The 22,596-nt window shown below is 68.3% G+C and carries 26 protein-coding genes and 1 pseudogene; 15 read left to right on the top strand and 12 right to left on the bottom strand.

Annotated features, from left to right (window positions below):
• Positions 1–16: 16 nt before the first annotated feature.
• The 6 genes and pseudogenes from ABEB28_RS17660 (at position 17) to ABEB28_RS17635 (ending at position 4,460) form a co-directional block, all read left to right on the top strand.
• The gene (locus ABEB28_RS17660; protein WP_345729211.1) at positions 17–613 is read left to right on the top strand and encodes a DUF2867 domain-containing protein; all 597 of its coding nucleotides are present in this window, start codon (positions 17–19) and stop codon (positions 611–613) included.
• A 117-nt stretch (positions 614–730) separates the two neighbouring features.
• Positions 731–1,330: a DUF2867 domain-containing protein gene (locus ABEB28_RS17655; protein WP_345729210.1), complete on the top strand. Its 600-nt coding sequence runs from the start codon at positions 731–733 to the stop codon at positions 1,328–1,330.
• 141 nt (positions 1,331–1,471) lie between these two features.
• Positions 1,472–2,831 (top strand): annotated as a pseudogene (locus ABEB28_RS17650) (NAD(P)/FAD-dependent oxidoreductase).
• A 59-nt stretch (positions 2,832–2,890) separates the two neighbouring features.
• Entirely contained in the window at positions 2,891–3,295 is a 405-nt protein-coding gene (locus tag ABEB28_RS17645; RefSeq protein WP_345729209.1) for a DUF6463 family protein, read from the top strand.
• Between the two features lie 2 nt (positions 3,296–3,297).
• Positions 3,298–3,768: an SRPBCC family protein gene (locus tag ABEB28_RS17640; RefSeq protein ID WP_345729208.1), complete on the top strand. Its 471-nt coding sequence runs from the start codon at positions 3,298–3,300 to the stop codon at positions 3,766–3,768.
• Between the two features lie 119 nt (positions 3,769–3,887).
• Entirely contained in the window at positions 3,888–4,460 is a 573-nt protein-coding gene (locus tag ABEB28_RS17635) for a TetR/AcrR family transcriptional regulator (RefSeq protein WP_345729207.1), read from the top strand.
• A gap of 220 nt (positions 4,461–4,680) precedes the next feature.
• Here ABEB28_RS17635 and ABEB28_RS17630 read toward each other — a convergent pair whose 3' ends face one another.
• The gene (locus ABEB28_RS17630; RefSeq protein ID WP_345729205.1) at positions 4,681–5,805 is read right to left on the bottom strand and encodes a M50 family metallopeptidase; all 1,125 of its coding nucleotides are present in this window, start codon (positions 5,803–5,805) and stop codon (positions 4,681–4,683) included.
• Positions 5,806–5,906: 101 nt separating this feature from the next.
• On the opposite strand from ABEB28_RS17630, the gene ABEB28_RS17625 reads away from it, so the two are divergent.
• Positions 5,907–6,692: a PhzF family phenazine biosynthesis protein gene (locus ABEB28_RS17625; protein ID WP_345729204.1), complete on the top strand. Its 786-nt coding sequence runs from the start codon at positions 5,907–5,909 to the stop codon at positions 6,690–6,692.
• A gap of 378 nt (positions 6,693–7,070) precedes the next feature.
• A complete protein-coding gene (locus tag ABEB28_RS17620; RefSeq protein WP_345729203.1) occupies positions 7,071–7,589 on the top strand; it encodes a TrmH family RNA methyltransferase in 519 nt (172 codons plus the stop codon).
• A gap of 31 nt (positions 7,590–7,620) precedes the next feature.
• Here the strand turns inward: ABEB28_RS17620 and ABEB28_RS17615 are convergent, their stop codons facing one another.
• A complete protein-coding gene (locus tag ABEB28_RS17615; RefSeq protein WP_345729202.1) occupies positions 7,621–8,112 on the bottom strand; it encodes an Lrp/AsnC family transcriptional regulator in 492 nt (163 codons plus the stop codon).
• 64 nt (positions 8,113–8,176) lie between these two features.
• Between ABEB28_RS17615 and ABEB28_RS17610 the strand changes: the two genes are divergently transcribed.
• Complete coding sequence (locus ABEB28_RS17610) at positions 8,177–9,088, top strand: EamA family transporter (RefSeq protein ID WP_345729201.1); 912 nt, start codon at positions 8,177–8,179, stop codon at positions 9,086–9,088.
• A 4-nt stretch (positions 9,089–9,092) separates the two neighbouring features.
• On the opposite strand, the gene ABEB28_RS17605 is transcribed toward ABEB28_RS17610, so the two are convergent.
• Both ABEB28_RS17605 and ABEB28_RS17600 read right to left on the bottom strand, forming a co-directional pair.
• Positions 9,093–11,024, bottom strand: a complete 1,932-nt coding sequence (locus ABEB28_RS17605; protein WP_345729200.1) for a penicillin-binding transpeptidase domain-containing protein — start codon at positions 11,022–11,024, stop codon at positions 9,093–9,095.
• Positions 11,025–11,170: 146 nt separating this feature from the next.
• Positions 11,171–12,016: a helix-turn-helix domain-containing protein gene (locus ABEB28_RS17600; RefSeq protein ID WP_345729199.1), complete on the bottom strand. Its 846-nt coding sequence runs from the start codon at positions 12,014–12,016 to the stop codon at positions 11,171–11,173.
• A gap of 86 nt (positions 12,017–12,102) precedes the next feature.
• On the opposite strand from ABEB28_RS17600, the gene ABEB28_RS17595 reads away from it, so the two are divergent.
• From ABEB28_RS17595 to ABEB28_RS17585, 3 genes are read left to right on the top strand one after another with little or no spacing between them, the layout of a single operon-like run.
• On the top strand, positions 12,103–12,501 hold the full coding sequence (locus ABEB28_RS17595; RefSeq protein WP_345729198.1) for a nuclear transport factor 2 family protein: 399 nt from the start codon (positions 12,103–12,105) through the stop codon (positions 12,499–12,501).
• A gap of 41 nt (positions 12,502–12,542) precedes the next feature.
• Complete coding sequence (locus ABEB28_RS17590; RefSeq protein WP_345729197.1) at positions 12,543–12,887, top strand: hypothetical protein; 345 nt, start codon at positions 12,543–12,545, stop codon at positions 12,885–12,887.
• Positions 12,888–12,911: 24 nt separating this feature from the next.
• Entirely contained in the window at positions 12,912–13,418 is a 507-nt protein-coding gene (locus ABEB28_RS17585; protein ID WP_345729196.1) for a hypothetical protein, read from the top strand.
• Positions 13,419–13,515: 97 nt separating this feature from the next.
• Here ABEB28_RS17585 and ABEB28_RS17580 read toward each other — a convergent pair whose 3' ends face one another.
• Positions 13,516–13,863, bottom strand: coding sequence for a DUF4190 domain-containing protein (locus ABEB28_RS17580; protein WP_345729195.1), 348 nt, complete (start codon positions 13,861–13,863; stop codon positions 13,516–13,518).
• Positions 13,864–14,310: 447 nt separating this feature from the next.
• On the opposite strand from ABEB28_RS17580, the gene ABEB28_RS17575 reads away from it, so the two are divergent.
• Together ABEB28_RS17575 and ABEB28_RS17570 are read left to right on the top strand one after the other, a co-directional pair.
• Positions 14,311–15,324, top strand: coding sequence for a GTPase family protein (locus ABEB28_RS17575; RefSeq protein WP_345729194.1), 1,014 nt, complete (start codon positions 14,311–14,313; stop codon positions 15,322–15,324).
• A 5-nt stretch (positions 15,325–15,329) separates the two neighbouring features.
• Positions 15,330–15,542, top strand: a complete 213-nt coding sequence (locus ABEB28_RS17570; protein WP_345729193.1) for a hypothetical protein — start codon at positions 15,330–15,332, stop codon at positions 15,540–15,542.
• A 37-nt stretch (positions 15,543–15,579) separates the two neighbouring features.
• On the opposite strand, the gene ABEB28_RS17565 is transcribed toward ABEB28_RS17570, so the two are convergent.
• The 3 genes from ABEB28_RS17565 to ABEB28_RS17555 form a co-directional block, all read right to left on the bottom strand.
• Positions 15,580–15,996 carry a hypothetical protein gene (locus ABEB28_RS17565; protein ID WP_345729192.1) on the bottom strand — a complete coding sequence of 139 codons (417 nt, stop codon included), beginning with the start codon at positions 15,994–15,996 and terminating at the stop codon, positions 15,580–15,582.
• Positions 15,997–16,133: 137 nt separating this feature from the next.
• Positions 16,134–17,087 (bottom strand): Gfo/Idh/MocA family protein, encoded by a 954-nt coding sequence (locus ABEB28_RS17560; RefSeq protein ID WP_345729191.1) that lies wholly within the window; start codon positions 17,085–17,087, stop codon positions 16,134–16,136.
• A 75-nt stretch (positions 17,088–17,162) separates the two neighbouring features.
• Positions 17,163–18,116, bottom strand: coding sequence for a DMT family transporter (locus ABEB28_RS17555; protein ID WP_345729190.1), 954 nt, complete (start codon positions 18,114–18,116; stop codon positions 17,163–17,165).
• 73 nt (positions 18,117–18,189) lie between these two features.
• On the opposite strand from ABEB28_RS17555, the gene ABEB28_RS17550 reads away from it, so the two are divergent.
• Positions 18,190–19,119: a LysR family transcriptional regulator gene (locus tag ABEB28_RS17550; RefSeq protein WP_345729189.1), complete on the top strand. Its 930-nt coding sequence runs from the start codon at positions 18,190–18,192 to the stop codon at positions 19,117–19,119.
• A 54-nt stretch (positions 19,120–19,173) separates the two neighbouring features.
• On the opposite strand, the gene ABEB28_RS17545 is transcribed toward ABEB28_RS17550, so the two are convergent.
• The 4 genes from ABEB28_RS17545 to ABEB28_RS17530 form a co-directional block, all read right to left on the bottom strand.
• Positions 19,174–19,824, bottom strand: coding sequence for a maleylpyruvate isomerase family mycothiol-dependent enzyme (locus ABEB28_RS17545; RefSeq protein WP_345729188.1), 651 nt, complete (start codon positions 19,822–19,824; stop codon positions 19,174–19,176).
• Between the two features lie 124 nt (positions 19,825–19,948).
• The gene (locus ABEB28_RS17540) at positions 19,949–20,725 is read right to left on the bottom strand and encodes an SDR family NAD(P)-dependent oxidoreductase (protein ID WP_345729187.1); all 777 of its coding nucleotides are present in this window, start codon (positions 20,723–20,725) and stop codon (positions 19,949–19,951) included.
• 243 nt (positions 20,726–20,968) lie between these two features.
• Positions 20,969–22,093 carry an aminotransferase class V-fold PLP-dependent enzyme gene (locus tag ABEB28_RS17535; protein ID WP_345729186.1) on the bottom strand — a complete coding sequence of 375 codons (1,125 nt, stop codon included), beginning with the start codon at positions 22,091–22,093 and terminating at the stop codon, positions 20,969–20,971.
• Entirely contained in the window at positions 22,090–22,572 is a 483-nt protein-coding gene (locus tag ABEB28_RS17530) for a hypothetical protein (protein ID WP_345729185.1), read from the bottom strand. The genes ABEB28_RS17535 and ABEB28_RS17530 overlap by 4 nt, the downstream gene beginning before the upstream one ends.
• Positions 22,573–22,596 lie beyond the last annotated feature (24 nt).

Below are 22,596 nucleotides of genomic sequence, written 5' to 3'. Positions count from 1 at the left end.
AGACACTGTCTACCGGATGGACGTAGACGTTGTCTACCGGCACTCTCACATTGTGCGGCTGCGTACGACGGATGTACCGTCGTTCTATACGAGACCGTATAACTTACCGCGCGTCAGCGCGCGCGAGAGAAAGGACATGCAGGTGACGAGACCAACTCGGGCATTCTCCGACGTGGCTCTCCCGACGACCTTGCTCACCGCCTCCGGGATTCGAGACGACTGGAGCGATCGCCAACGCCAGCCGGTGTCGCCGTGTGCGTGCACCGATCCGGGTGAATGGGCAAGAAGCCTGTTCCACAATCCACCGTCGTGGGTTGCCTCTGCACTTTCGCTGCGCGACAAGGCGGTTGCGTTGCTGGGGATTCGGGCCGCCACGCCGGAGACGTTCCGGGTGCTGGCTCGGAACGAACACGAGGTGCTGGTCGGCAGCGACGACAGGCATCTCGATTTCCGCGCATCGGTGCGGTGCGCCGACGGCACGGTCGACGTGGTCACGTTCGTCCAGATCCACAATCTGCTCGGGCGGCTCTACTTAGCACCGGTGAGGCTCGGGCACGCGTTCATGCTTCGACGAATGCTGGCGCGGGCGGCCGCGCAACTGGATCCGTTCTAAGGCTCTCGTCTGGTTGTGCGGTTGCGTATAACGGGTGTACTTTCGATCTGTACGTATCCGTACAACGCGAGAGGTAGTCATGGCAGCCGTCGCAATGACTGAGGGGTCGCGGTGTCGATGAGGCTTCCCGACACCGAGCACACCACCCGCCCGTGGCGGATCCACGAGATCGCGCACGACTTCCGGATCGAGGACGTGTGGGCCTACCGCACGCCGGGTGCCGGGCCTGACGACTTCCCGGCCATGCTGGCCGCACTGCGTTCCGGGGGCGGGGTCCACGACAACCCCACGGTGGTCCAGTTCCTGTTCGACGTGCGTTGGAAGCTCGGCGCCGTGCTCGGCTGGGAGAAGCCGGAGCACGGCCTCGCCGGGCGGGTTCGTTCGTTGTGCGACAGGTTGCCTTCCGACCTGCGTCAGGACACGGCCGGTGGGGCGGAGCCGGACACCCCGTTCACGCTGGTGTACGAGCTGCCCGACGAGTGTGCCCTCGAGTTGGCCAACAAGACCGTCCACACCGTCTGCCACCTCGGCTGGGTGCCGACCGGCGACGGCGAGTACGAGCTGCGGATGGCGGCGCTGGTCAAGACCAACGGCGTTCTCGGACGGGTGTACATGGCCGCGATCAAGCCCTTCCGTTACCTGATCGTCTACCCCGCACTGACCCGGAAATGGGAACGCGCGTGGCTGAACCGGGACCGGCACACCCTGGGCGCGTGATCGCGGGTCGGGCAGGACCGCCGATCGTCCTGCGGCTGCAGTCTGCCGCGCACGCGGGGATGCTGCGGCGCACGAGCGGCCGGCTGGTCGGCAGCGCGGGTGGCCTCCGCTCGTTCGAATCGACCCGATAAGAGGACTCGAATGCCCAACATCCTGATCATCGGCGGCGGCTACGTGGGCATGTACACCGCGTACCGGCTGCAGAAGCGATTGCGACGCGGCGAAGCCACCGTGACCGTGGTCGACCCACAGCCCAACATGACCTACCAGCCGTTCCTCGCCGAGGCTGCGGCCGGCTCGGTCGAGGCGCGACACGTCGTGGTGCCGCTGCGTCGGGTGTTGCCCAAGACCCGGGTGCTGGCCGGTTCGCTCACCGGAGTGGACCCCGTCCGACGAACGGCCACCGTGATGACTACTGGCGGGGAGACCACAGAACTGGCGTACGACCACCTCGTGGTCGCCGTGGGCTCGGTGTCCCGCACGCTGCCGATTCCGGGCCTGGCCCAGGCAGGAATCGGCTTCACCACGATCGGCGAGGCGATCTGGCTACGCAACCACGTGCTCTCCAGGCTGGATGCGGCGGCCTCCACCGATAGCGCGGCCCGTCGCAGGCGGTTGCTGACCTTCGTCGTCGTCGGTGGGGGCTACTCCGGGGTGGAGGTCTTCGCCGAGCTGCAGGACATGGCGCGACATGCCACGCGTCGCTACCCCGAGCTCGGCCCGGCCGACATGCGGTGGGTGCTCGTCGACGCGGCCGATCGCATCCTTCCCGAGGTCAGCGCCTCGCTCGCGAGTTACACGGTTGAGCGGCTCGCGAAGCGGGGGATGGAGGTCAAGCTCGGCACCCGGGTCGAGTCGATGGTGGACGGCCACGTGGTCCTCTCCGACGGAGAGCGGCTCGAGTCCGACACCATCGTGTGGACAGCCGGAGTACGCCCCAACCCCGTGGTTGCCCGGCTCGGATTGCCGACCGACGCCCAGGGCCGGCTGGACGTCACGGCCGAGTTGAAGGTCGCCGGCGTTCCTGGCGTGTGGTCCGCGGGCGACGCAGCGGCCGTACCCGACCTGAGCCGGGCCGATGACCCCGGCGCACGGTGTGGCGCGAGCGCGCAGCACGCGGTGCGCCAGGCCAGCAGGCTGGCCGACAACATCGTCGCCACGCTTCGGGACCGCCGCACCCGGACGTACCGGCACGCGTATGTCGGCTCGGTGGCCAGTCTCGGCCTGCACAAGGGGCGTCGCCGAGCTCTACGGCGTCAAGCTGCGCGGGTTTCCGGCTTGGTTACTGCACCGCGCCTACCACCTCAGCCGCGTCCCCACGCTCAACCGGAAGGCGAGAGTCGTCGCGGACTGGATCCTGGCGCTGTTCTTCCGCCGTGACGTGGTGTCACTGGATCAGGTCCAGCACCCGCGCGACGCGTGGGACTCGTCGAACGAAAGGCACGGGCCGGCCGTGGGCTCCGCCCTCTCCTCAGACCGGTCACCGCAGGCCGCGGTCTAGTTGGACCCCACGATCACGACGAGCCGCCCCCGCGGCTCCGCCACAGGAAGGGAATCCACATGGTCAAGTGGGCTGGTCGGCTCATCGTCTTCTACGGGGCGGCGCACGTGCTCGGCGCCTTGTTCGGTGAGGGCGCCGCACGCCACGTCGGAGCATGGTTCAGCGGGGAGTTGTGGGGGCAGAGCCTCGCCGACATGAGCCCCGCGATGAGCGCATATTGGCTGACCCTGAACAGCTTCGCCCCGGCCCTCATCCTCGTCGGGCTCACCGTCCTGTGGCTCGACCGCCGCGGCATCACCCCTCCGCAGTTCCTCGCGTGGTCGATGGCGGCGTGGGTCGTGGTCGGGATCGTCATCGCCGGACCGGGGATCGGGCAGGACGTGATCCTCCTGATCGCCGCTGGGCTGCTGCTGGCCGGAGCCCGCGCCACGGCGCCGGCCACGAGCGCCGGCCATACACTCTGACCATGGTGGAGGCCCGTGCACAGAAGGTCATGGCATGCGCTTCCGATGAATTTCTCGAATTCGTGATGGATGTCGAGCGCTATGCCGTCGTCGACGACAAACTCGGCCCATTCGACTGGGTTCGCCGCGAGGGAAGCCTCGCCCAGTTCAAATTCCGTCCCAAGATGCCCGGACTTCCCGGTCCGGCGCCAAAAATGGTGGCACAGGCAATTCTCACGCCGGGCGAACGAGTCGACGTCAGTCTCGTCCCACCGCCGCAGAACAAACTGTGGAACCGGCTGATGGAATTCACCGCGAGCTTCGCCTGCGAACCGGTGGACGACGGCATCCTGGTAACCAGAACGATGACGGCCGAACTGAGCCCGGTGGTGCGGTGGCTGGTCGAGCCGATTCTGCAGCGCAATCTGCCGAGGAACCTCGAGACCGAGTTGGAGCAGGCGAAGGTCTACCTCGAAAGTCCTCGCAAGGACTGACCACCGAAGGCCGACCGTGCTCCGAGCCGGTGCGCCCACCCGGAGACGGCCAACCGCTCTTATACGATGCCGTACACACGAGAGGTTCTACGCAAGTTAGAGAGCGAGCTGATCACGCCATGGGCGCGTTGCGCACACCGCGCGAGAAGTGGGTCGAGGCGGGATTGCAGGCGCTAGCCGCAGGTGGCGTGGACGCCGTGCGGGTCGAGGCCTTGGCGAAGACGCTCGGGGTGACCAAGGGCGGTTTCTACGGGTATTTCGCCGACCGTGACGCGCTGCTGACCGAGGTGCTGGATGCCTGGGAGCGCGAGAGCGTCGATGACGTCATCGATCGGGTGCGGCGCATGACCGATGACCCACTGGAGCAGGTTCGCCTGGCCGGTCAGCTCACCTTCTCCGACAAGCGCCTGCTCCCGATCGACCTCGCCATCCGCGACTGGGCCCGCCGTGATCCGGAGGTATACCGGCGGCTTCGCCGGGTGGACAACCGACGAATTCAGCTCCTGCGCGATGCGATCAGTACCTTCTGTTCCGATCCCGACGAGGTGGAGGCCCGCAGCCTGCTCGCCTTCTGCATGGCGATCGGCATGCACATCGTCGCGGCCGACCATGCGGGTCGCAGTCGTGACGAGGTGGCCGCTCGTGCTAGTCAGCTCCTTCTCAGTCTTTCCACGGGGAACGAGCCGGCCTGAGGGTCGCCGACGCCGAGCGCCGGCGAGATGCAGGTCGGCGCTCACTGTTGGGTGAGGTCGACGCGTCGGCCCAGGCCGAGTTCTCGGAACGTGAAGCTCGACGAGGAGGGCCATGCGGATCAGGATCCCGGGCCTCGACGGGTGAGGCCCGCAGCGGCAGGAGCGGATGGTCGCTCCTGCACGACGGGCCGTACGCCCGGCGCTGGTGGCATCGCGGCCGCTAGAGCAGCACTGGGTTGACCAGATCGGCAGCGACGGTCAGCAGGGTGAACGCCGCGAAGAGAAGGATGGCCGCGACCGTCAGCGGTGCGAGCTTGTAGTAGTCGACGCTGCCCGGATCCGGGCGCCGTAGCCGTCCGTACAGCCAGCTCCGGGTTCGCTCGAACCAGACGATCGTGATGTGACCGCCGTCCAGCGGCAGGAGCGGCAGCAGATTGAAGGCCGCGAGGAAGAAGTTCAGCCCGGCGAGCATCAGGAGGAACGAGGGCCAGTCGCCGCGGTCGGCGAGCTGCCCGCCGACGTGACTGGCGCCGACCATGCTCAGCGGACTCTCCGGATCGCGTTCGTCGCCGGTCAGCGACCTCCACACCGCCGGGATCCGCTCCGGGAGGTGGACCAGAGCGGTGAACGTGCCGCCGATCATGGTGGCCGTCTGGTCGGCGGTCGCGCCCACCGCCCGGATCGGCCCGGCCGTGGTTCGTGGCACCTCCGCGCTGACCCCGAGCTGACCGGCGCGGTCGACGACGGGGATCCGGACCGCGCCGGTACGGGCGGCGCCATCGCGCTCGTAGCTGATCTGGAGCGTCCGGCCGCCGGAGGCACGCACCGAAGCCGTGAACGCGTCCCATCCGCGGACTTCCCGACCGTCCAGAGCGGTGATCACGTCACCCGGGCGCAGGCCCAGCCGGGCCGCGGCGCTCGACTCGCCGACGGCCGCCACCCGCACCGGCTCGCTCTGGAGCCGACTCTCGTCCGGAAGCGGCGTGAAGGCGAACATTCCCCAGATCAGCACGACGCCGAAGACGACGTTCACGGCCACTCCGGCGCCCATTACGACCGTTCGCTTCCACGCCGGGAAACGCCACATGGCGCGGGGCTCGTCGTCGGTGTCGTCGAACTGGCGCACCATTCCGACGATCGACACGAACGCTCCGGCCGGGATCGCCTTGACGCCGTACTCGATCTCGCCGCGTCGGAAAGCCCACAGCGTGCGTCCGTACCCGACGAAAAATCGAGTCACCCGCATCCCGAAGGCACGGGCGGCGACGAGGTGACCAGCTTCGTGCAAGCAGAGCGACAACACGATGCCGAACACGAACAGAACGATCCCGAGGACCTCGAACACAGCCGGGAGGGTATCGGCCCACTGCCACCCGTCCTCCCGCGCGGAGTGCGCCCCGGTGCCTCGGCGCGGTCTTGCGCATCCCGCGTCCGTAGGCTGCGGCGGTGCGTGTTCCGATCTTCCAGCTCGACGCTTTCACCACTCGTCGGTTCGCCGGCAATCCGGCCGCCGTCGTGGTGCTGGACCACTTTTCCGACGACGCCCTGCTGCAGGCCGTGGCGGCGGAGAACAACCTCGCCGAGACGGCGTTCCTCGCGTTCTCCGAGGGCCGGTACCGGCTGCGGTGGTTCACACCAACGGTGGAAGTGCCGCTGTGCGGACACGCGACGCTGGCCGCCGGAGCGGTAGTCCTCGAACGGTTGGAGCCCGGCCGCGACAGCGTCACGTTCGACACCGCGAGCGGACCGCTGACGGTCGACCGGGAGGGCCACGCGTACCGGATGGACTTGCCGGCTCGTACGGTGTCCACGGTCGCGCCGTCGCCGTCGTTGTCCGAGGCGCTCGGTGTCACTCCGCTGGAGACGGCGATCGATGGGACCAACTACCTCGCACTGCTGTCCGGGGCCGACGAGGTTCGGTCGCTCGCCCCCGACCTCGTCGCGATTGCCCGGCTGGACCGCATCGGGGTCGTGGTGACCGCCGCCGGTGACGGCACGTACGACTTCGTCAGCCGTTACTTCGCCCCGGCCAAAGGCATCCCCGAGGATCCGGTGACCGGCGGAGCACACTGTGCGCTGGTGCCTTTCTGGAAAGCACGCACGGGCAAGGACGCCTTCTTCGCCTACCAGGCCTCGCGGCGCGGCGGTGAGCTGAACTGCCGGCTCCTCGGCGACCGCGTGCAACTGCAGGGCGCATGCGCGTTCTACCTCGAGGGTCACATCGAGATCTGACGCTTCCGCGGAGTGCGGCCGCCCTGTCCCCGGCGCCGCGTCAACTCGAATCACCCACACGTCAACCCGCGGGATGCCACAAGTGGGCACAGCACTTCGCGGCTGACCTCTTGGCGTGGTGTGGGCGATCGCCCACACCACGCCAAGAGGTCAGTCCGGGTCGTGGACCGACGCACCCAACCCGGGATGCACTCAACTCGGCTACTTGCGTAGGACGTTGCCCAGCGGGGTAGTGGCCCGGCGGCGGCATGGCCGGATGTTCACGGCGGCCGGTGCGGGTATCGTCCAGTACGGTCATGTCGTCGTCGATGGCTCGGGTGCGCCGAGAAGCACCCTGACTGTGGCAACAGAGATTTGGGGCGGATCCGCCTCTCTGCGATGAGCCCGGCGATCCGGGTCAAGCCCCGGAAGGAACTGCGCCGGACCCGACGTGAACGCGCGCACCAATGTTGGGGACACCTGCTGGCCGCTCCGCTGTGGCCGATGCACGGGGCGAACCTGGGCACGCTGCTGCGCACCTGCGACGCGGTCGGGGCGTGCCTGGCGGTTCCACCGTTCCGCTGGGTGGACGAGGCCCTCGCCCGCGGCAACACTCTGCGCCGACCCGGATGTGTCCACCGGATCGGCAACCCGACCGACTGGCTGACCACGGAACGCGCTGCCGGTTCACACATCGTCGGGGTGGAACTGGCAGACGAGGCGGTCCGCCTCGCCGATCTGCCGGCTGCCCGGCGGCGGACCGTCATCGTGCTGGGTCACGAATCGACCGGCATTCCGCCCGACGCGCTCGACCTTCTCGATCTCGCCGTCGAGATCCCGATGATCGGGACCGGTCACAGCCTCAACGTCGCCGTCGCCGGCTCGCTGGCGCTCTACAAACTAGCCGGACTCCTGTAGAAGCGATGCGCTGTCGCGGCGAGCGGCAAGGCTATCGACCTGCTCTGGGCGTGCGGGGTGGCACCGGCGTGGCGACCACGAACGAGCTGTGGGTTTGGCCGTGGAGTAGGAACTGGTCGAGGACGCCTTCGAGGTCTTCGATGGTGGGCACGTGCACCTTCAGCAGGAAGCAGTCCTCGCCGGAGATGCGATGACACTCGCTGACCTGCGGAGTGCGGTTGGCGAGTTCGGCGATCCTGGGCAACTGACCGGGGCCGGGCCGGATCCGCACCCAGGCGGCGACGGGTAGGCCGAGCGCGGCGGGGTCGACGTCGAGGCGGTAGCCGCGGATGACGCCGGCCTCCTCGAGCCGTGCGAGCCGTTCCCGCACGGCGGGCGCGGACATGCCCACGCGGCGTGCCAGCTCGGCGGCGGTCGCGCGCGGATCAGCGGCGAGCGCGTCGAGCAGCCGTACGTTGACCTCGTCCAGCAGCGACTTTCCTGCAGGAAGGCCATTCGCGCCTTTGCTTTCCCGAGGCGGCATATCAGGACTCCCGCGCTTCCGTTCGTGCATGGCCTTATCGCATTTTCCTTTCGAGAATAGAGGCATGGCAGAGACCGCTAGGGCGCCGATCGTGCAGCGGATTCCGCCACACGCGTACTTCGTGGTCAGCGCGGTGTTCCACTACCTCGGCCCGGCGCTGGCGGTGCTGCTGTTCGCCCGCATCGACGTGCTCGGGGTCGCGTGGCTGCGGATCGCGGCCGCCGCGGTGGTGTTCGCGGTGTGGCGGCGGCCGTGGCGGCTGTGGCAGTGGCTCGACCGCCCCACCAGATGGCTGCTCACCGGCTGGGCGGCCGTGCTCGCGGTGATGAACAGCGTGTTCTACTTGGCCATCGACCGGCTCCCGCTGGGTAGCGTCGCCGCGATCGAGTTCCTGCCGGTCATCGTGCTCGCCGCGTTCGCCGCCCGGACCCGCCGCAACATCGTCGCGCTGATCGCCGCGGTGGGCGGGGTGTACCTGCTCACCGACGTCCAGCTGATCGCCGAACCACTCGGCATCGCCTTCGCCGTCGGCAACGCCGTGCTGTTCGCCCTCTACATCGTGCTCGGGCACCGCGTCGCGCGGAGCCGCCACGTCGCCGGGATCGACGGTCTCGCGCTGTCGATGCTGATCGCCGCGGTCATCGCCCTGCCCATCGGCATCGGGCAGGCAGCGTCCGCCTTCGCCGACCCGATCGCTTTGGCCGCCGCCACGGGTGTGGGGATCTGCTCGTCGGTCATCCCGTACGTCAGCGACCAACTCGCGATGGCCCGCCTGCCCCGCGCCACCTACGCCCTGATGGTGTCGCTGTTACCGGCTACGGCCACCGTCATCGGCGTCCTCGTGCTCACCCAGATCCCCAGTCCCACGGAGATCATCGGTGTGGGGCTGGTAGTCGCAGGCGTCGCCTTGCACCAGGAACGGCCATCGGAGCCGGCCGAGCCGCCAGGATCCCGCGACGTCTCGGCCGCGCGCTGACCCGCTACCGCAGCCCTCGAAGGAACTTCTCGGCCACGGGCACCGACACCGAGGTGCTGTGACCGCCGTTCTCGACGAACACCGCGAACGCGACGTCGCCCTGCCAGCCGATCCACCACGCGTGCGCATGCTCCGGGTTGTTGTCGAACTCCGCGGTGCCGGTTTTCCCGAACACCGGGCCGCCGGGCACGTCGCTCAAGGAGGTCGCCGTGCCGTCGGTGACGACCTGCCGCATCATCGCGCGCAGGGGCTGCAGCGCCGCAGGCTTCAACGGGGGCCCGCTGGCCGCGGTCGGCGACGACGCCGGTTCCGTCACGAGGATCGGCTGCGTCCAACGGCCGGACGCCACCGCGGCGGTCGCCGAGGCCATCGACAGCGGGCTCACCACGGTCGTGCCCTGGCCGAACGCCGCGGCTGCACGTTCCGCCGCGTCGCCGCCGGTAGAAGTCTTGCCGGAGAAGGCGGGCAGACCGAGCTTGTAGTCCGCTTCCAAGCCGAGCATCCGGCCTGCGTCGGCCAGCCCATCGGGCCCGAGCCGGGGTGCCAGTGCGACGAAGGCCGTGTTGCACGACTCGGCGAAGTCGGTCCGGAACGGCACGTTGCCCAGCTCGAAATCGTCGAAGTTCTTGAACTCGCGGCCACCCGCGGCGAGGCGCTTGGGGCAGGGCACGGTTTCGTCGGCCTTGACCGCGCCCTGCTCGAGCAGACCGAGCGCGGACACCATCTTGAACGTCGAACCCGGCGGAACCTCGGCCTCGAACGCGGCGTTGAACGACCCGCCATCGGGCCCGTTGGCGGCCGCGATCACCGAGCCGTCGCTGATTCGCACCGCGACCAGAGCGCTCGGTTGGGAGATTTCCTCCAGCGCCGCGTCCGCGGCAGTCTGAACGCGCTGGTCAAGGGTGGTGCGGATCGGCTGGCCGGGCTTCGGTTCGGTGGTGAACAGTTCGGTCGCCGGGGCGTCCGCACCAGCGGCCGCGCGACGCACCACGACCGTCAGTCCGGGGGTGCCACGGAGCCGCTCGTCGAACGCTGCCTGTAGGCCGCCGTGCCCGACCTGGTCACCGACGGCGTAGAGACCGGGCTTTTTGGTCAGGTCGTCTTTGGTGGCGTCCGAGACCGACCCGAGCAACGCTCGGGCGAACTGGCGGGTCGGCGCAAGAGCACGCATGGACTTCACGACGCTGGTGCCGGCGACCGCGGTGATCTGCGACGCGATCTTGTCGTACGCCTCCTGGCGGAGGACGACGACGTCGACCGTGTTCCCCGGCTTGGTCTCAGCCAGCCGCGCGGGGAGATCCGACAGGTCGACCTCGGTGTCGATCTTCGAGAACGCGGCGGTGAGCTGCTTGGCGGCCGCTGCGGCGTCGGTGACCCTCGCGGGATCGAGCAGGACGGTGACGACCGGGCGGGGGCGAACGATCGGGTTTCCGGCTCCGTCGAGAATGCTGCTGCGGGGAGCTTCCTGCCGACGGAGCCCCAGGGTCTCTCCGGGCTTCATGTCCTTGTGGACGAGAGCGGGCTCCACGACGACGTCCCAGTCGTCATCGCGCTTCTGCAGCCGCACCGACGTGTCGTACGACCAGGTCACGCGGCCCGGCAGGGTCCAGGTGACTTTTACCGCGCTGACCGCGGTATCGCCTTTCACCACCGCGTCACCTGCGCGCTCGACCTTCGTGGGCGTTCCGGGAAGATCTCCGGCGAACTTCCCCAGCTGCTCCTCGACGTCGCCCGCCGGGATGGACTTGCCTGCCGGGTCCACGAAGCTGACCTTGTCGAGCTGGGTCTGTCGCCAGCCCTTGAGGAAGGCGTCGACGGTGGGTTCGGGACCGCTGTCGCCGCTGCAGGCCGTCAGGACGCCGGCCACCAGGACGCTGAGGGCGGCGGCGACCGCACGGCCTTTCGGGACGCTCCTCAGTGAAGGGTCTCCGGTCATTGACTTCCGCTCCGCCACGTCACCCCGTCCGTACGACGACCTGCCGACGACGGAAAGATCCGCACATCGGCCGAATAGTGCGATCGGAAGGGTACGCGGGACGCGCAACATCTCTGCACAGCGGATGCGGCGGTCACCGCGACCGGTTAGCTGGGAGCGTGGCTCTCGCGCCGTTCGAGCGGGCGACCCAGCATGCCCATGCCGTCGCCAGAGAATAGTTCGGCGGTTCCGAACTCGGCGAAGTAGGCGGCGCATTCGTCGTCCGCCGGGTAGTAGGACTCGATCGCTATCTCGTCCAGCGTGATGTCCGTCGGCGTGCCGAACGTGGTGATGGTCGAGAACAATCGCAGCTCCCGGCCGCCGATGCGAATAATCATCGGAATCACCGCGTCGAATTCAGCCTGTTGGCTCGGCGTCTCCCCGAGTTCGGGCGCCAGCAGTTCCTCGTAGAGAGCGGTGAGGGCGGGGTCGGGAGCGGCGGCGAGTTGGCGCGAGATCCGGGTGCGGAACGCCGCTCGCACGTCGGCCAAGTTCACGACCATCGACGCGAATCCGCGCGGGTCCAGTCCCAGCCGTACGAGATTGACCGGTGGCCGTAACAGGTCGGGAGCCACCTGCGCCAGAAACGGCGCGACGGCACGATTGGTCATCACGATGTTCCACCCGCGGTCGAAGACCAGCGCGGGATAGGGCTCGTGTGCGCGCAGCACCCGGCGAATGGCGTCGCTGGCCGCCGACAACGCGACGTCGTCGAGCGGACGCTCGGTGTACCGGGGCGCGAAGCCGGCCGCGAGCAATAGCCGGTTGCGGTCGCGCAGCGGTACGTGGAGCTGATCCGCGAGCCGGACGACCATGTCGGCGCTCGGCCGGGACTTGCCCGTCTCGACCAGGCTGACGTGACGAGCCGAGACATCCGCAGCGATCGCGAGGTCCAGCTGACTGAGCCCGCGGTGCTGCCGCCACTGCCGCAAGAGTTCACCTACCGTGTGCACGCTCCGGAAGCGTACTCAGGGCCGAGCTCAGCGCCATGAACTGCCATTTCATCGACATTCGGAGCGACCGTCGAAACACTGCGCTGGTGACTACCGAGAACAAGATCCTCGTCCAACAGGCGCTGGCGGGACTGATCGAGACCCACGACGCCGATGCGCTCGCCCCCTTCCTCAGCGACGGCTTCGTCCATCACCGGCCGGACTCGACTACCTCGACCAAGACCGAATGGCTCGCCGCGGTCCGTGCCGCCCTCGTGCCGCTCGCCGACATGCAGGTCGAGGTCCTCCAACTACTGGCCGACGGAGATCACGTGGTCGTCCACTCGCGGCGCTGGCTTCCCGGCCCTGGACCGGAGATCACCGTCGTCGACATCTGGCGGGTCGAGGACGGCCTGATCGCCGAGGGGTGGGAGATCATCGAGCCGGTGGCCCAGGCGGCCGCCAATCTGGTGTGGTGGAACTCGGCTCAGCAGCACGTCAGCTGAACCTCGACGGCGCCGCGCGATCCACGGCATCCTCCTCTGTCATGAGCGGCACTGACCATTCCCGAGCGTGGTCGCCGGGTGTCTGGCTGGTCGTGACACTGCTGGTGCTCGTAGAGATATGGGCGGCCTGGGTGGCGATGGTGATGGTGACGTTCGTGGTGAGCTCGACGTGTTCGGAACCCGCCTACCGAACGCAGATAATCGCCGGAGAGGTGACGCTCCTGGTCGCGGCCGCAGCGGGCCTGGTGCCGTGGATATTCGGCGCCGTCCGCTCCAAGCTGCCCGGACGCACGCTTCTGGCCGGGGTGATCGCAGTGAGCCCGCTTCTGGTAGCGGTCGTCGCCGGCCTCCGCCCGAGTTTCTGGGTCGGCGAGTTCTGCTTCTGAAAAGGCTGATGGGACACTCCGGCGGTGAGTTGGTCGCTCTTCATGGTTCCTCTCCACAGCCTCGCCCGGGACGGCCTCGCGGAATGGCTCGCGTCCGCGACGTCTACGCGAGGACTGCCTGACGAGATCCCCCTGCCGCGACCCCTCCCGACCGTCGCCGAGGTTTTGGACGCCTTCCGGTTGGCGGGCTGCCACGGGACCAACTGGTTCGAAGTCATCGATGAAGACGCGGGCACACGCTTACCGGAGTGTCCGGAGCCGACCACCTGCGCGAGCGTCGGAGGACTGGACCTGGGAGAGGTCAGCCTCTACGCCACCGGACAGACCAGTAGCCTGCCGCCGATACCGGCCGATGTGCCGGTTGAGACAGTGACGTTCCGGAAGCCGAGCGCTGCCGCGGTGATGCGTGCGGCGTGCGCGTTGGCGTCGAGTGCCGGTCCTCAGCTGCTCTTCGATCACTCGGGCGACCCGGTCTTCGTCGTGTGGCCTGGCGAGGTCACCCGCGAGCTGGAGCTCGACTGGCCCTGGTGAGTGCTGAGCGCAGCCGCCGCCGACGTCGCTCGCGGCCGCTGGAAACGTGGCTTCAGCCGCCACGCGGAGCGGTACTAGCCAGGGCAGAATCGGCCGGTCACTTCCCTGCGACATGGACGTAACCAACAACCATGGTCACAAGGAGGGTTATCGAGAGCAGGCTGAGAATCAGCGCCATGACCGCCATCCCGGTGCCGCGCTCGCCTCGTTCTTTGATCTGGCGCAAGGCAAGGACGGCTAGGATGAGACCGAGCGGCCAAAGGAAGATTGCAACGATCAGTGACGCCGTCGCCAGCCCGTTGCGCGGCCGGGTATCCATTGGGATCTGGTAGTCGGACGTTGTCTTGGCGCCACCGAGATCGATTTGGCCGAGCCCTTCCGGTCGACCGTGCCGCCAGCCGCCGCCGTGTCGAAGTCCGGATACGTCGTACCCTGATTCAGACATTTTCCCCCCTCGAATCACCCCGTAAGGCTGAACCCTAGAATCTCAGGCGGCCGATACCAAGGCGTGCGCACGAGTTGGCCCCCATTCGGGGTCTCTCAGTAGGCCATGGCAGAGCGGAAAGCCGGATCACTGTCGTTTCCGGGTTCCTCACGGGTTTGACCACCAAGCGGACTGCAGCGCGCTCGTCCGCTTGAGTCTAACCTCCAATTGGGAGGGACGTGATGGGGTATTGGGAGGACCATGGACTTCAGCCGTCCACCCCTTCGGAGGGTGGACTGGAAGGCTGCATAGGCTGTCTCGGGGTTCTCGCGATAGCTGGCTTCCTTATGTTCATTGCGATGGTCGTTGCCAACTTCACGATTTTCGCGCGATAGGGCGGCTGCCGGGGGATAGGTGGACCGCCGAGGTGCTGCGCGATTCTAGCTGCCATTTATTGGGGGGATCTGTGTGTCTCAACTTTCCGATGCTAGTCAACTGGGTGCCGAGGAACGCCAGCGATTGGCCGGCATGGTCGAACAAGCGTCGAGCAGACCGCTGACTGTCGCCATAATGGGGCAGACTGGCGTCGGCAAGTCGTCGCTACTCAACGCGTTATTCGGTACTAGTTTGAACGTTGGCGACGTGCGGCCGACCACCAAGCTTCCCGAGCCCGTCAGCGTGCGCGGTGCCACTGGGCACCCCATGACTTTCTGGGACATGCCAGGGATCGGTGAGTCCGATTCTGCCGATGCTGGTTACCTGGATCTGTATCGCGAAAAGTTGGTCGAAGCGGACATCGTGCTGTGGGCAATACATGCAGATACACGCTCGACGGCCTTCGACTCCATCGCCTTGCGGGAACTGGTCTCCACGGCTTCGGATCCTGAAGAGAAGCAGCTCCTGATCGCAAAGATCTCGTTCGTTCTCACTAAGGTCGACTTGCTCACGCCACCACCGTGGATCTACTTCCGCGAGGGGAAGAGTGGCACATTCGGGCCGAGCTCGAGAATCCGGGCGAGGATGCAGGAGAAGGCCGAGTTTTACCAGGAGATGCTGGTTCGGCCCTTCGGAATTCTTGGTTTGACCGAGACATTCGTTCCCGAGGGATTCTGCTTGGTTGCGCCGGGATTCGAGCACGATCAGTTCCACGTGCGGTATTCCGGCCTCATGACCGACGAACTGTGCGCGGAGTTCAGCGGGAAGCACCCACGCTGGGCAGATGTTTTTGAGCGGTTGCGCGACAACCAGCGGGTGATCCCTTGCTCCGCGCTGTTCAGATATAACCTGCTACCGCTTCTGATTTCTACGGTGAATCGGCTCGGAGAGGATGCAATCGGTCGTTTCCAGCGAATTCTCGGAAATACCGAGGTGCTGACTTCCGTCCCAGTGGATGTCGCAACCAAGTACGGCAACATCGTGGTCTTCGACAAGACAAAGGGCGGAGTGGAATTCGATCTCGATACGATCGGGTTGGGGCGGTAGAAGCGATGGGAAGCCTTTCCGACGACGACATCCTCGACGCCGTCGCTTACAATATGCGTACGAATCGGCAGTACCGTGATGATCTCGTAAATGCGATCGACACTAAGAACCATAGCTGGATGAACACGCTGATCCGCCGGGCGCTCGGCTTCGTCCGAGAGGTTGGCAAGGCGGTGCTCAGCGTGATCGTCGGCTGGTTCATCCCGAAGCCATGGTGAGGGCAGGCGCCGCAGCTATCGCCTGCCCGGGCGTCGGTCATCGGCGCGCGTAGAACGCCCGGCTGCTCCGGGCCAGAAGCAACAACACCACGGCGACGCCGAGCGCGAGCTGGATGAGCGAGATCGCGCCGTTTCCCGGCCACACCCCGCTGCCCGAGGAATCGCCACCGGGAACGACGGCGGACGCTCCGTCGATCAACGCCGACAAGATATTCAGCGCGGCGAGGACGAGCGCGATCGTGAACGCGCCGTGTCCGCCCTGCCAGAGTCCCTTGAGTACCAGGACCCACAGGACGCCGAAGGCGAGCGGAAAGAGCCCGATCAGGTCGCCGCGCAGCAGAAGCCAGAAGGCGAGATAGACCGAAGCGAGCGTGAGCAACACGATCGCGATCAGCGCCGGTGTCGGCGGACGCATCGGGCGTGTGGGCGCGGTGGAGAGCGGAGCGGCGTTCACATGGACCCCCGTGAGAGTGACGTATCGACGTCCACAGGGTCGGAGGCGGAAGAGGAACGGTTGGTTACATCACCGACATCACGAACGTACGGCTCGTAACACTCTCGAGCGCCGAGCACGGGTTGCCGACGGCCGTCTCAGGTGAGGTGGCCGCGGATGGCGTCGAGCGTCGTGGCGAGGCCGATCGTGTCGTCGAGCGGCATCGTCGGGCTCTCGCTGAGGCCTGCGGCGAGGCAGCGGTGCACCTCGGCGATCTCGAACCGCAATCCGTTGCCCAGGTAGGACGCGTCGTTCTGCTCGAGGCCGGCGAGCGTCTGAACAGTGAGCGAGTCGGGGCAGTGCATGAACGCGGGCAGCGCGATCCACCCGTCGGTGCCGGTGATACGGGCCGTGCAGGCCATGCCGACGCGGATCGCGGCCTTGACGACGCCGAGCTTGCCGCCGGCATGGTGCAGGATCGCGGCGACCTGCTCGTCGACGCCGGTTTCGCCGAGAACGCCGTCCGCCACCACCTTCTCGACCGGGCCGAGCACCAGCGAGCTGAGCTGCACCGGATAGATGCCGAGATCCAGGAGGGCGCCGCCGTCGAGAGCCGGGTCGAACAGACGGTGGGTGGCGTCGACCGGCATGCGGAAGCCGAAGTCGGCCTCCACCAGGAGCGGTTCTCCGATCCGACCCTCGGCCAGAATCTCGGCGAGGGTCCGATAGGCCGGGAGGAAGCGGCTCCAGATCGCCTCCATCAGGAACAGTCCGCGCTCGCGCGCGGCCGCCGCCATGCGTCGGGCCTGCTCCGCGTTGAGCGCGAACGGCTTCTCGCAGAGGACGTGCTTCCCGGCGTCGAGGTAGGTCAGGGTGTCGGCCTCGTGGCGCGACTGCGGCGTCGCGATGTAGACGACGTCGACGTTGGGGTCGGCGGCGAGCGCTGCGTAGTCGTCGTACCGGGTGGGGACATCGAAGCGGTCGCCGAATGCGTTGGCTCGCTCCGCCGAACGGGACGCGACGGCGACGATCCGCCCGTCGTCGACCATCGTCATGGCTTCGGCGAACCCGGCAGCGATAGCACCCGGACCTGCAACACCCCAGCGGATCACGCGCGAACCCCGTTCGGTCGGTGGCTGAGAAACGGAGGTTACTCGTGTTACGGCACAACGGCCGCGGAGGCCCGATCAGCCCACGCCCACCGGCTGCTTTGACGCCGGGACAGGGACGTCGCTGGGCCGGTCGGGACGCTTTCCGCGCAGTTGCAGCACGGCGACGGAGGACAGCACGAGCAGTCCGCCCGTCAGCTGCAACGGTGTCAGGAGCTCGCCGAGCGTGAGCGCCGCCAGCGTCGTGGTGACGACCGGTTCGAACGTCGACAGGATCGCCGCGGTCGAGGGACCCGTCCGCCGCAGGCCGGCGAAGAACGTCAGCATCGCCACGACGGTGGAGACGACCGCGATGCACGCGAGCCAGAACCAGCCCTGCACTCCGAAGCCGAGGTCCACCCCGCCCGTCACCAGAGTGCGAGCGGTCATCGTCACGGTGGCGCCGGTCATCACCAGCGCCGCCAGTACCACCGCAGGCACTCGCCCCACGACGGTGTCCGCGACGAGGATGTAGACGGTGTAGGTGGCCGCCGTACCGAACGCCAGGGCCGCGCCGAGTGGGTGGAGGTCGACGCTTCCGGCTCCGATCAGGACCAGCAGCGTCCCGCAAGAGGCGGCGACCAGCGCGGCGCACCGGCCAGGCGTCAGGCGGTCCCGGCCGAGCAGCACCGCCACGAGAGTGACCAGCAGTGGGTATGTGTAGAAGATCAACGACAGCACCGAGGCGTCCATGAGCTCCAGGGCCGCGAAGTACAGGCTCGCCTGGGCGGCGTACCCGACGGCACCCAGACCGAGGCACGTTGCCAGCAGCGTGGGGGTGCTCAGGACCGAGTCAGTCGTCCGCTCGGGGCTCCCCGGGCTCCGGCGCAGTCCGGGCCGCAGTAGCAGCAGCGCCCAGAGCAGCGCGGCGGCGAGACCGAAGCGCACCAGGAGCAGTGCGGCGGGCGAGACGTCTGCGGCGTAGGCGAGCTTCCCGAAGATCGCCATGGCGCCGAAGCACGCGGCGGACAGCAGGCAGAGAGCAATACCCATGCCGTCGAGCATCGTCGCCCGGATACTTCGGGTCCAGCGATGATTTCCGGGGTTCATTCGATAGGTTTTCCGAATGATGGACCTGGATCTGCGGAGGCTCCGGTTGCTCCGCGAACTACAGGAGAGGGGCACGCTGGGCGCGGTCGCGTCGGCGTTGGGCTACAGCCCGTCGTCGGTGTCCCAGCAGCTCAGCGTGTTGGAGAAGGAGGTCGGCGCGCGCCTGCTGGAGAAGGCCGGGCGGGGCGTGCGGCTCACCGAGGCGGGACGTCTGCTCGCGCAGCACGCCGGTGTCCTCCTGGCGGCGGCCGAGGCCGCGGTGACCGACCTGGCCGCGCTCGGCGCTGAGGTGCGAGGCACCGTGCGCGCCAGTGGCCTGCAGTCCGCGACGCGCCGGCTGCTGATTCCCGCGGTCGCGGACATGAGGAGCCGGCATCCCCGGGTACGCACCGAGATCAGCGAGCTCGAACTCGAGCAGGCGTTGCCGGGGCTGCGGCTCGGGTCGATCGATCTCGTGATCAGCGACGAGTACGACGGTCACCCGCGCCCTCGCCCGGCGGGGCTGCGGTTCACGCTGCTCCTCGAAGAGCCCTTGAAGCTGGTCCTCTCGGCGGGTCATCGGCTGGCCGGGCGCGACGGTCCGGTCGCGTTGTCCGAGCTCCGGGACGACGTCTGGGTGGCCTCCGGCCGAGGCACCGGCCACCACGAGATGGTGGTCGGGAGTTGTCGATCCATCGGCGGTTACGAGCCGGACGTGCGCCATCGCTCCAACGACGCGGACGTCCAGCTCGAACTCGTACGCACGACCGGAGCGGTAGCGCTGCTTCCGGCGCTGACGCTGCCCACCGTGGGTGATCCCGCCGTGGTCATCCACGACATCGCGGAGGTCAGGCTGAGGCGCCGGCTGGTGGTCATCGTCCGGGAGGGCCCGTCGGCCCCCGCGCTCACGGCGTTCCTGACCGTCGTCACGGAGCAGGCGCACCGGCACGCGGCGGTCCTCCGCTGAGGGTCGAGGCGTCCGCTCGGCCGCCGACGGCGCGCTAGACGTAGGCCGCGACCGTCATTGCGGCCCGCAGCGGCCCCGGAGAGTGGCGACGCCCGGACCGGTGAGGTCGTCGCAGTACGCGGCGCGGCCGGCCAGGGCCATCGTCAGCGCGAGTGTGGTGCCGCTGACCAGGGGGCCGGTGCCGGCGGCGAACGGGCCGTCTGTCGCCTCCAGGCGGAGGCCGGCCGCTGCGGTGCGGCTGGCGACGGTGAAGTTCCGGGCCGTGAAGAAGCGCGCGACCGGGGTGACGGACTCGACCGGCGGGGTGCGGGGGAGCCCGAGCGGGCGGCGGATGTCCTGGGCGTGGACGACGACTTCGCCGAGCCAGGCGGCGGTGTCCCCGGTCGCGGCGGTGGTGCTGGTGACCACGGCCCGGAAGCGCTCGAGGGTCTCCGCGTGGGTGGCGCCGCGGTGCTCGGCGAGGCGCCGGTCGTTGTGCCGGTCGGCGTCGAACCGAGCGCCCACGATGCTGACCAGCCATCGCGCCGTGCCGATGCTGGCCGCGGCCGTGAGGTGCGCGACGACCTCTTCGACGGTCCAGCGTCCGCAGAGCGTCTGCCGGGCCCACTGGGCGTCGGCGAGGTCGGCGAGGTCCTCGGCCAGCGCGGCACGCTCGGCGTGCGTGGCCGCCCACAGCGCGGCGCGGGTGTCGGTCTTCGTGCTCACGGAGTCCTCCGGTGGTTGGGGCTGTCACCGGGTTCGACTCCGCCGGGGCTCCGAAATCATCGCAGTCCCGACGTCGGTCCGAGGGGGCCTCCGACCGACGTCAGGACCGCTAGATGCGCCGGGTCTACTTGGGGGGCATCCTGATGCCGCCGTCGACGCGGATGACCTCGGCGTTCATGTAGCTGTTGGTGAGCACCTCGACGACCATGCGGGCGAGCTCGTCAGCGGTACCGAGCCGTTTGGGGAAGAGCACGCTCTGCCCGAGCTTGGCCTTGAACGCCTCGGCGCCTTCGCCTTCGCCGTAGATCGGGGTGTCGATCAGCCCGGGTGCGACGGTGTTGAGGCGCACGCCGACAGCGGACAGGTCGCGGGCAACCGGAAGCGTCATCCCGACGACGCCACCCTTCGAGGCGGAGTACGACGCCTGGCCGATCTGCCCGTCGAACGCGGCTACCGACGCGAGGTTGACGATGGAGCCCCGGGAGCCGTCGGCGTCGGGCTCGTTGCGGCTCATCGCGGTCGCGGCCAGCCGCACGACGTCGAAGGTGCCGATCAGGTTGATCGCGATCACCTTGCGGAAGGCTTCGAGGTCGTGGGCGGAGTCGAACGCGCCGTCGCGCCCGACGGTGCGCTGCGCCCAGCCGATGCCCGCGGAGTTGACGACCGCGCGCAGCGGGGCGAGCTCGGTCGCGGCGTTCACGGCCGCCTTGATCTGGTCGGTGTCGGTGACGTCGACCCGGACGAAGACGCCGCCGATGTCCTTCGCGAGTGCCTCGCCCTTGTCGGCCTGCAGGTCGGCGACCACGACGGTCGCCCCCTTCGCGGCCAGCTGGCGGGCGGCGGCGGCACCGATGCCTGACGCGCCACCGGTGACGATGGCGCTTGCGCCGTGGATCTCCATGCTCGGGCGTCCACCAATCTATTGCGGAACAGTTGGATGCCGCACGACGACTCAGCAGTGCTGTCGCGGGCAATCAGGCGTTCACTCTAGTGAACAGCGGTTCTCATTTTGCGCGTAATGGTGAAACACCGACCAGCAGTCCTCCGCCGGCGTCGCGGCGGTACCGCTGACGGTACGGGAGGGGCTGCTGAGGTGATCGGCCGCTGTGCCTTCGCGGTGTTGCGCCGGGAGGGCACAGCGATCTCAAGGTGGCCCGACGGCGGCCGCGCGGAGCGCGTTGAGCACGGCGTGGATGTCGTCGTCGTTGGTGAAGTAGTGGACGCCGAACCGGACCCGGTCGCCGTGCGTGCTCGCGCGGATCCCTCGCCGCGCCAACGTGTGTGCGACCCTCGCGGGATCGTCGACGCGGACAGCGACGATCTGGGACCCGCTGCCGCACGGCGTCAGGCCGAGGTCCGCGGCGCCCTCGACGAGCAGCTGCGCGAGGTGCAGGCAGTGTTGCTCAACGGCCCTCGGGTCGAGGGTCGTGAGAAGTTCGAGGGCCGCGACCGCCCCGACCCACGAGAACCAGGCCGGTGACGAGTCGCAGCGGGACGCGTCGGGGGCCAGTGCGGCGGCACCGAAGTAGCCTCGGGGGACACCGGTGGAGTGCCAGTTGGGGCTCAGCGGCCGCAGTTGTTCCACCCGGTCGGGGCGGGCGACCAGCCAGGCCGCCCCGCGTGGGCAGAGCATCCACTTGTAGCCGTGTACGGCCAGGTAGTCCGCACGGACAACGGCCGGATCGTGCGGCAACACCCCGCAGGACTGGGTGAGGTTGACGAACAGCCGGGCTCCGACGGCATCTGTCGCCGCGCGCAACGCGGGCAGGTCGAGCCGTTCTCCCGCCCAGGTGGTCACCTCGCTAACCACGAGCAGGTCGCAGCGCTCGTCCAGCGCCGCGATCAAATCTTCGGTGCGGGTAACGCCGTCGCGCGAGGGCACCGGCACCACCTCGTGCCGGTCCTGCCAGGGCAGCAAGTTGCTGCGGAATTCGTTCTCCCCGAGCACGACCCGCCCCGGCGGCAGCGAGTTCGCTACGGCGGAGGCCGCCTCCGCGAGCGATCCCACTCCGGCCACGGTTTCGGGTTGGACGCTCAGTAGGCATGCGAAGCGCTGGCGTGCGTCGTCGATGGCGTTGTCCCACGCCGGCCAATCGAACTCACCCGACGACCAGTCCGCGACGGCCTTCTGCAGCGCCGCCGCGACCGGCGCGGCCGCGGGTGGCGCGGCCGGAGTGTCCAGCCAGATGATCCGCCGCAGCGCGGGGAAGGCGGCGCGGAAGTCCCCGTGTCCGGTGGCGGCCGCTTGAGTCCCGGTGGAAGGGATCATCGCGTCGACGCCTGCGTGAGCGCCCAGACCAAGAGGGTGCCGGTGGCGCCGAGCGTCGTCAGGCGGATGTAGTTCAGCCTGGCCCAGCGCCGCGCCAGCATGACTTTCTGCTCCGCTGGTGTGTCGGCGACGAAGAACAGCGGAAGGTTGACCCGAGCCACGATGTAGCCGGTGACAGCGGCGCTGATCAAGGACAATGCGACCCCCAGCCCGAGCGCGGGATGGGGTCCGTCCGGGGTGCGCCAGCCGGCTATCCCGGCGGAGACGGTCACCAGGACGGTGAGCGGGGTGATCGGGACGTAGTAGCGGACCGGGCTTCCAGGCGCGAGTACACCACCCCCCACACTGAGCGGTTCGTCGGCCATCGATCGCCAGCCTGGCGCGAGCACGATCGCCTCGTACAGGTTGCCGAAGAACCAGTGCGCATGGCCGAGGACCGCAAGACAGGTCAATGCCACGAGGGGGTCGCTGACTGTCATGTCCGACTCCGGACGTGTTCACGC

The organism is Cryptosporangium minutisporangium (genome assembly GCF_039536245.1).
In the GTDB taxonomy this organism is placed as follows: Bacteria; Actinomycetota; Actinomycetes; order Mycobacteriales; family Cryptosporangiaceae; genus Cryptosporangium; species Cryptosporangium minutisporangium.
The sequence above is the reverse complement of the archived record's forward strand: the minus strand, read 5'-3'. Positions and strand labels throughout refer to the sequence as shown.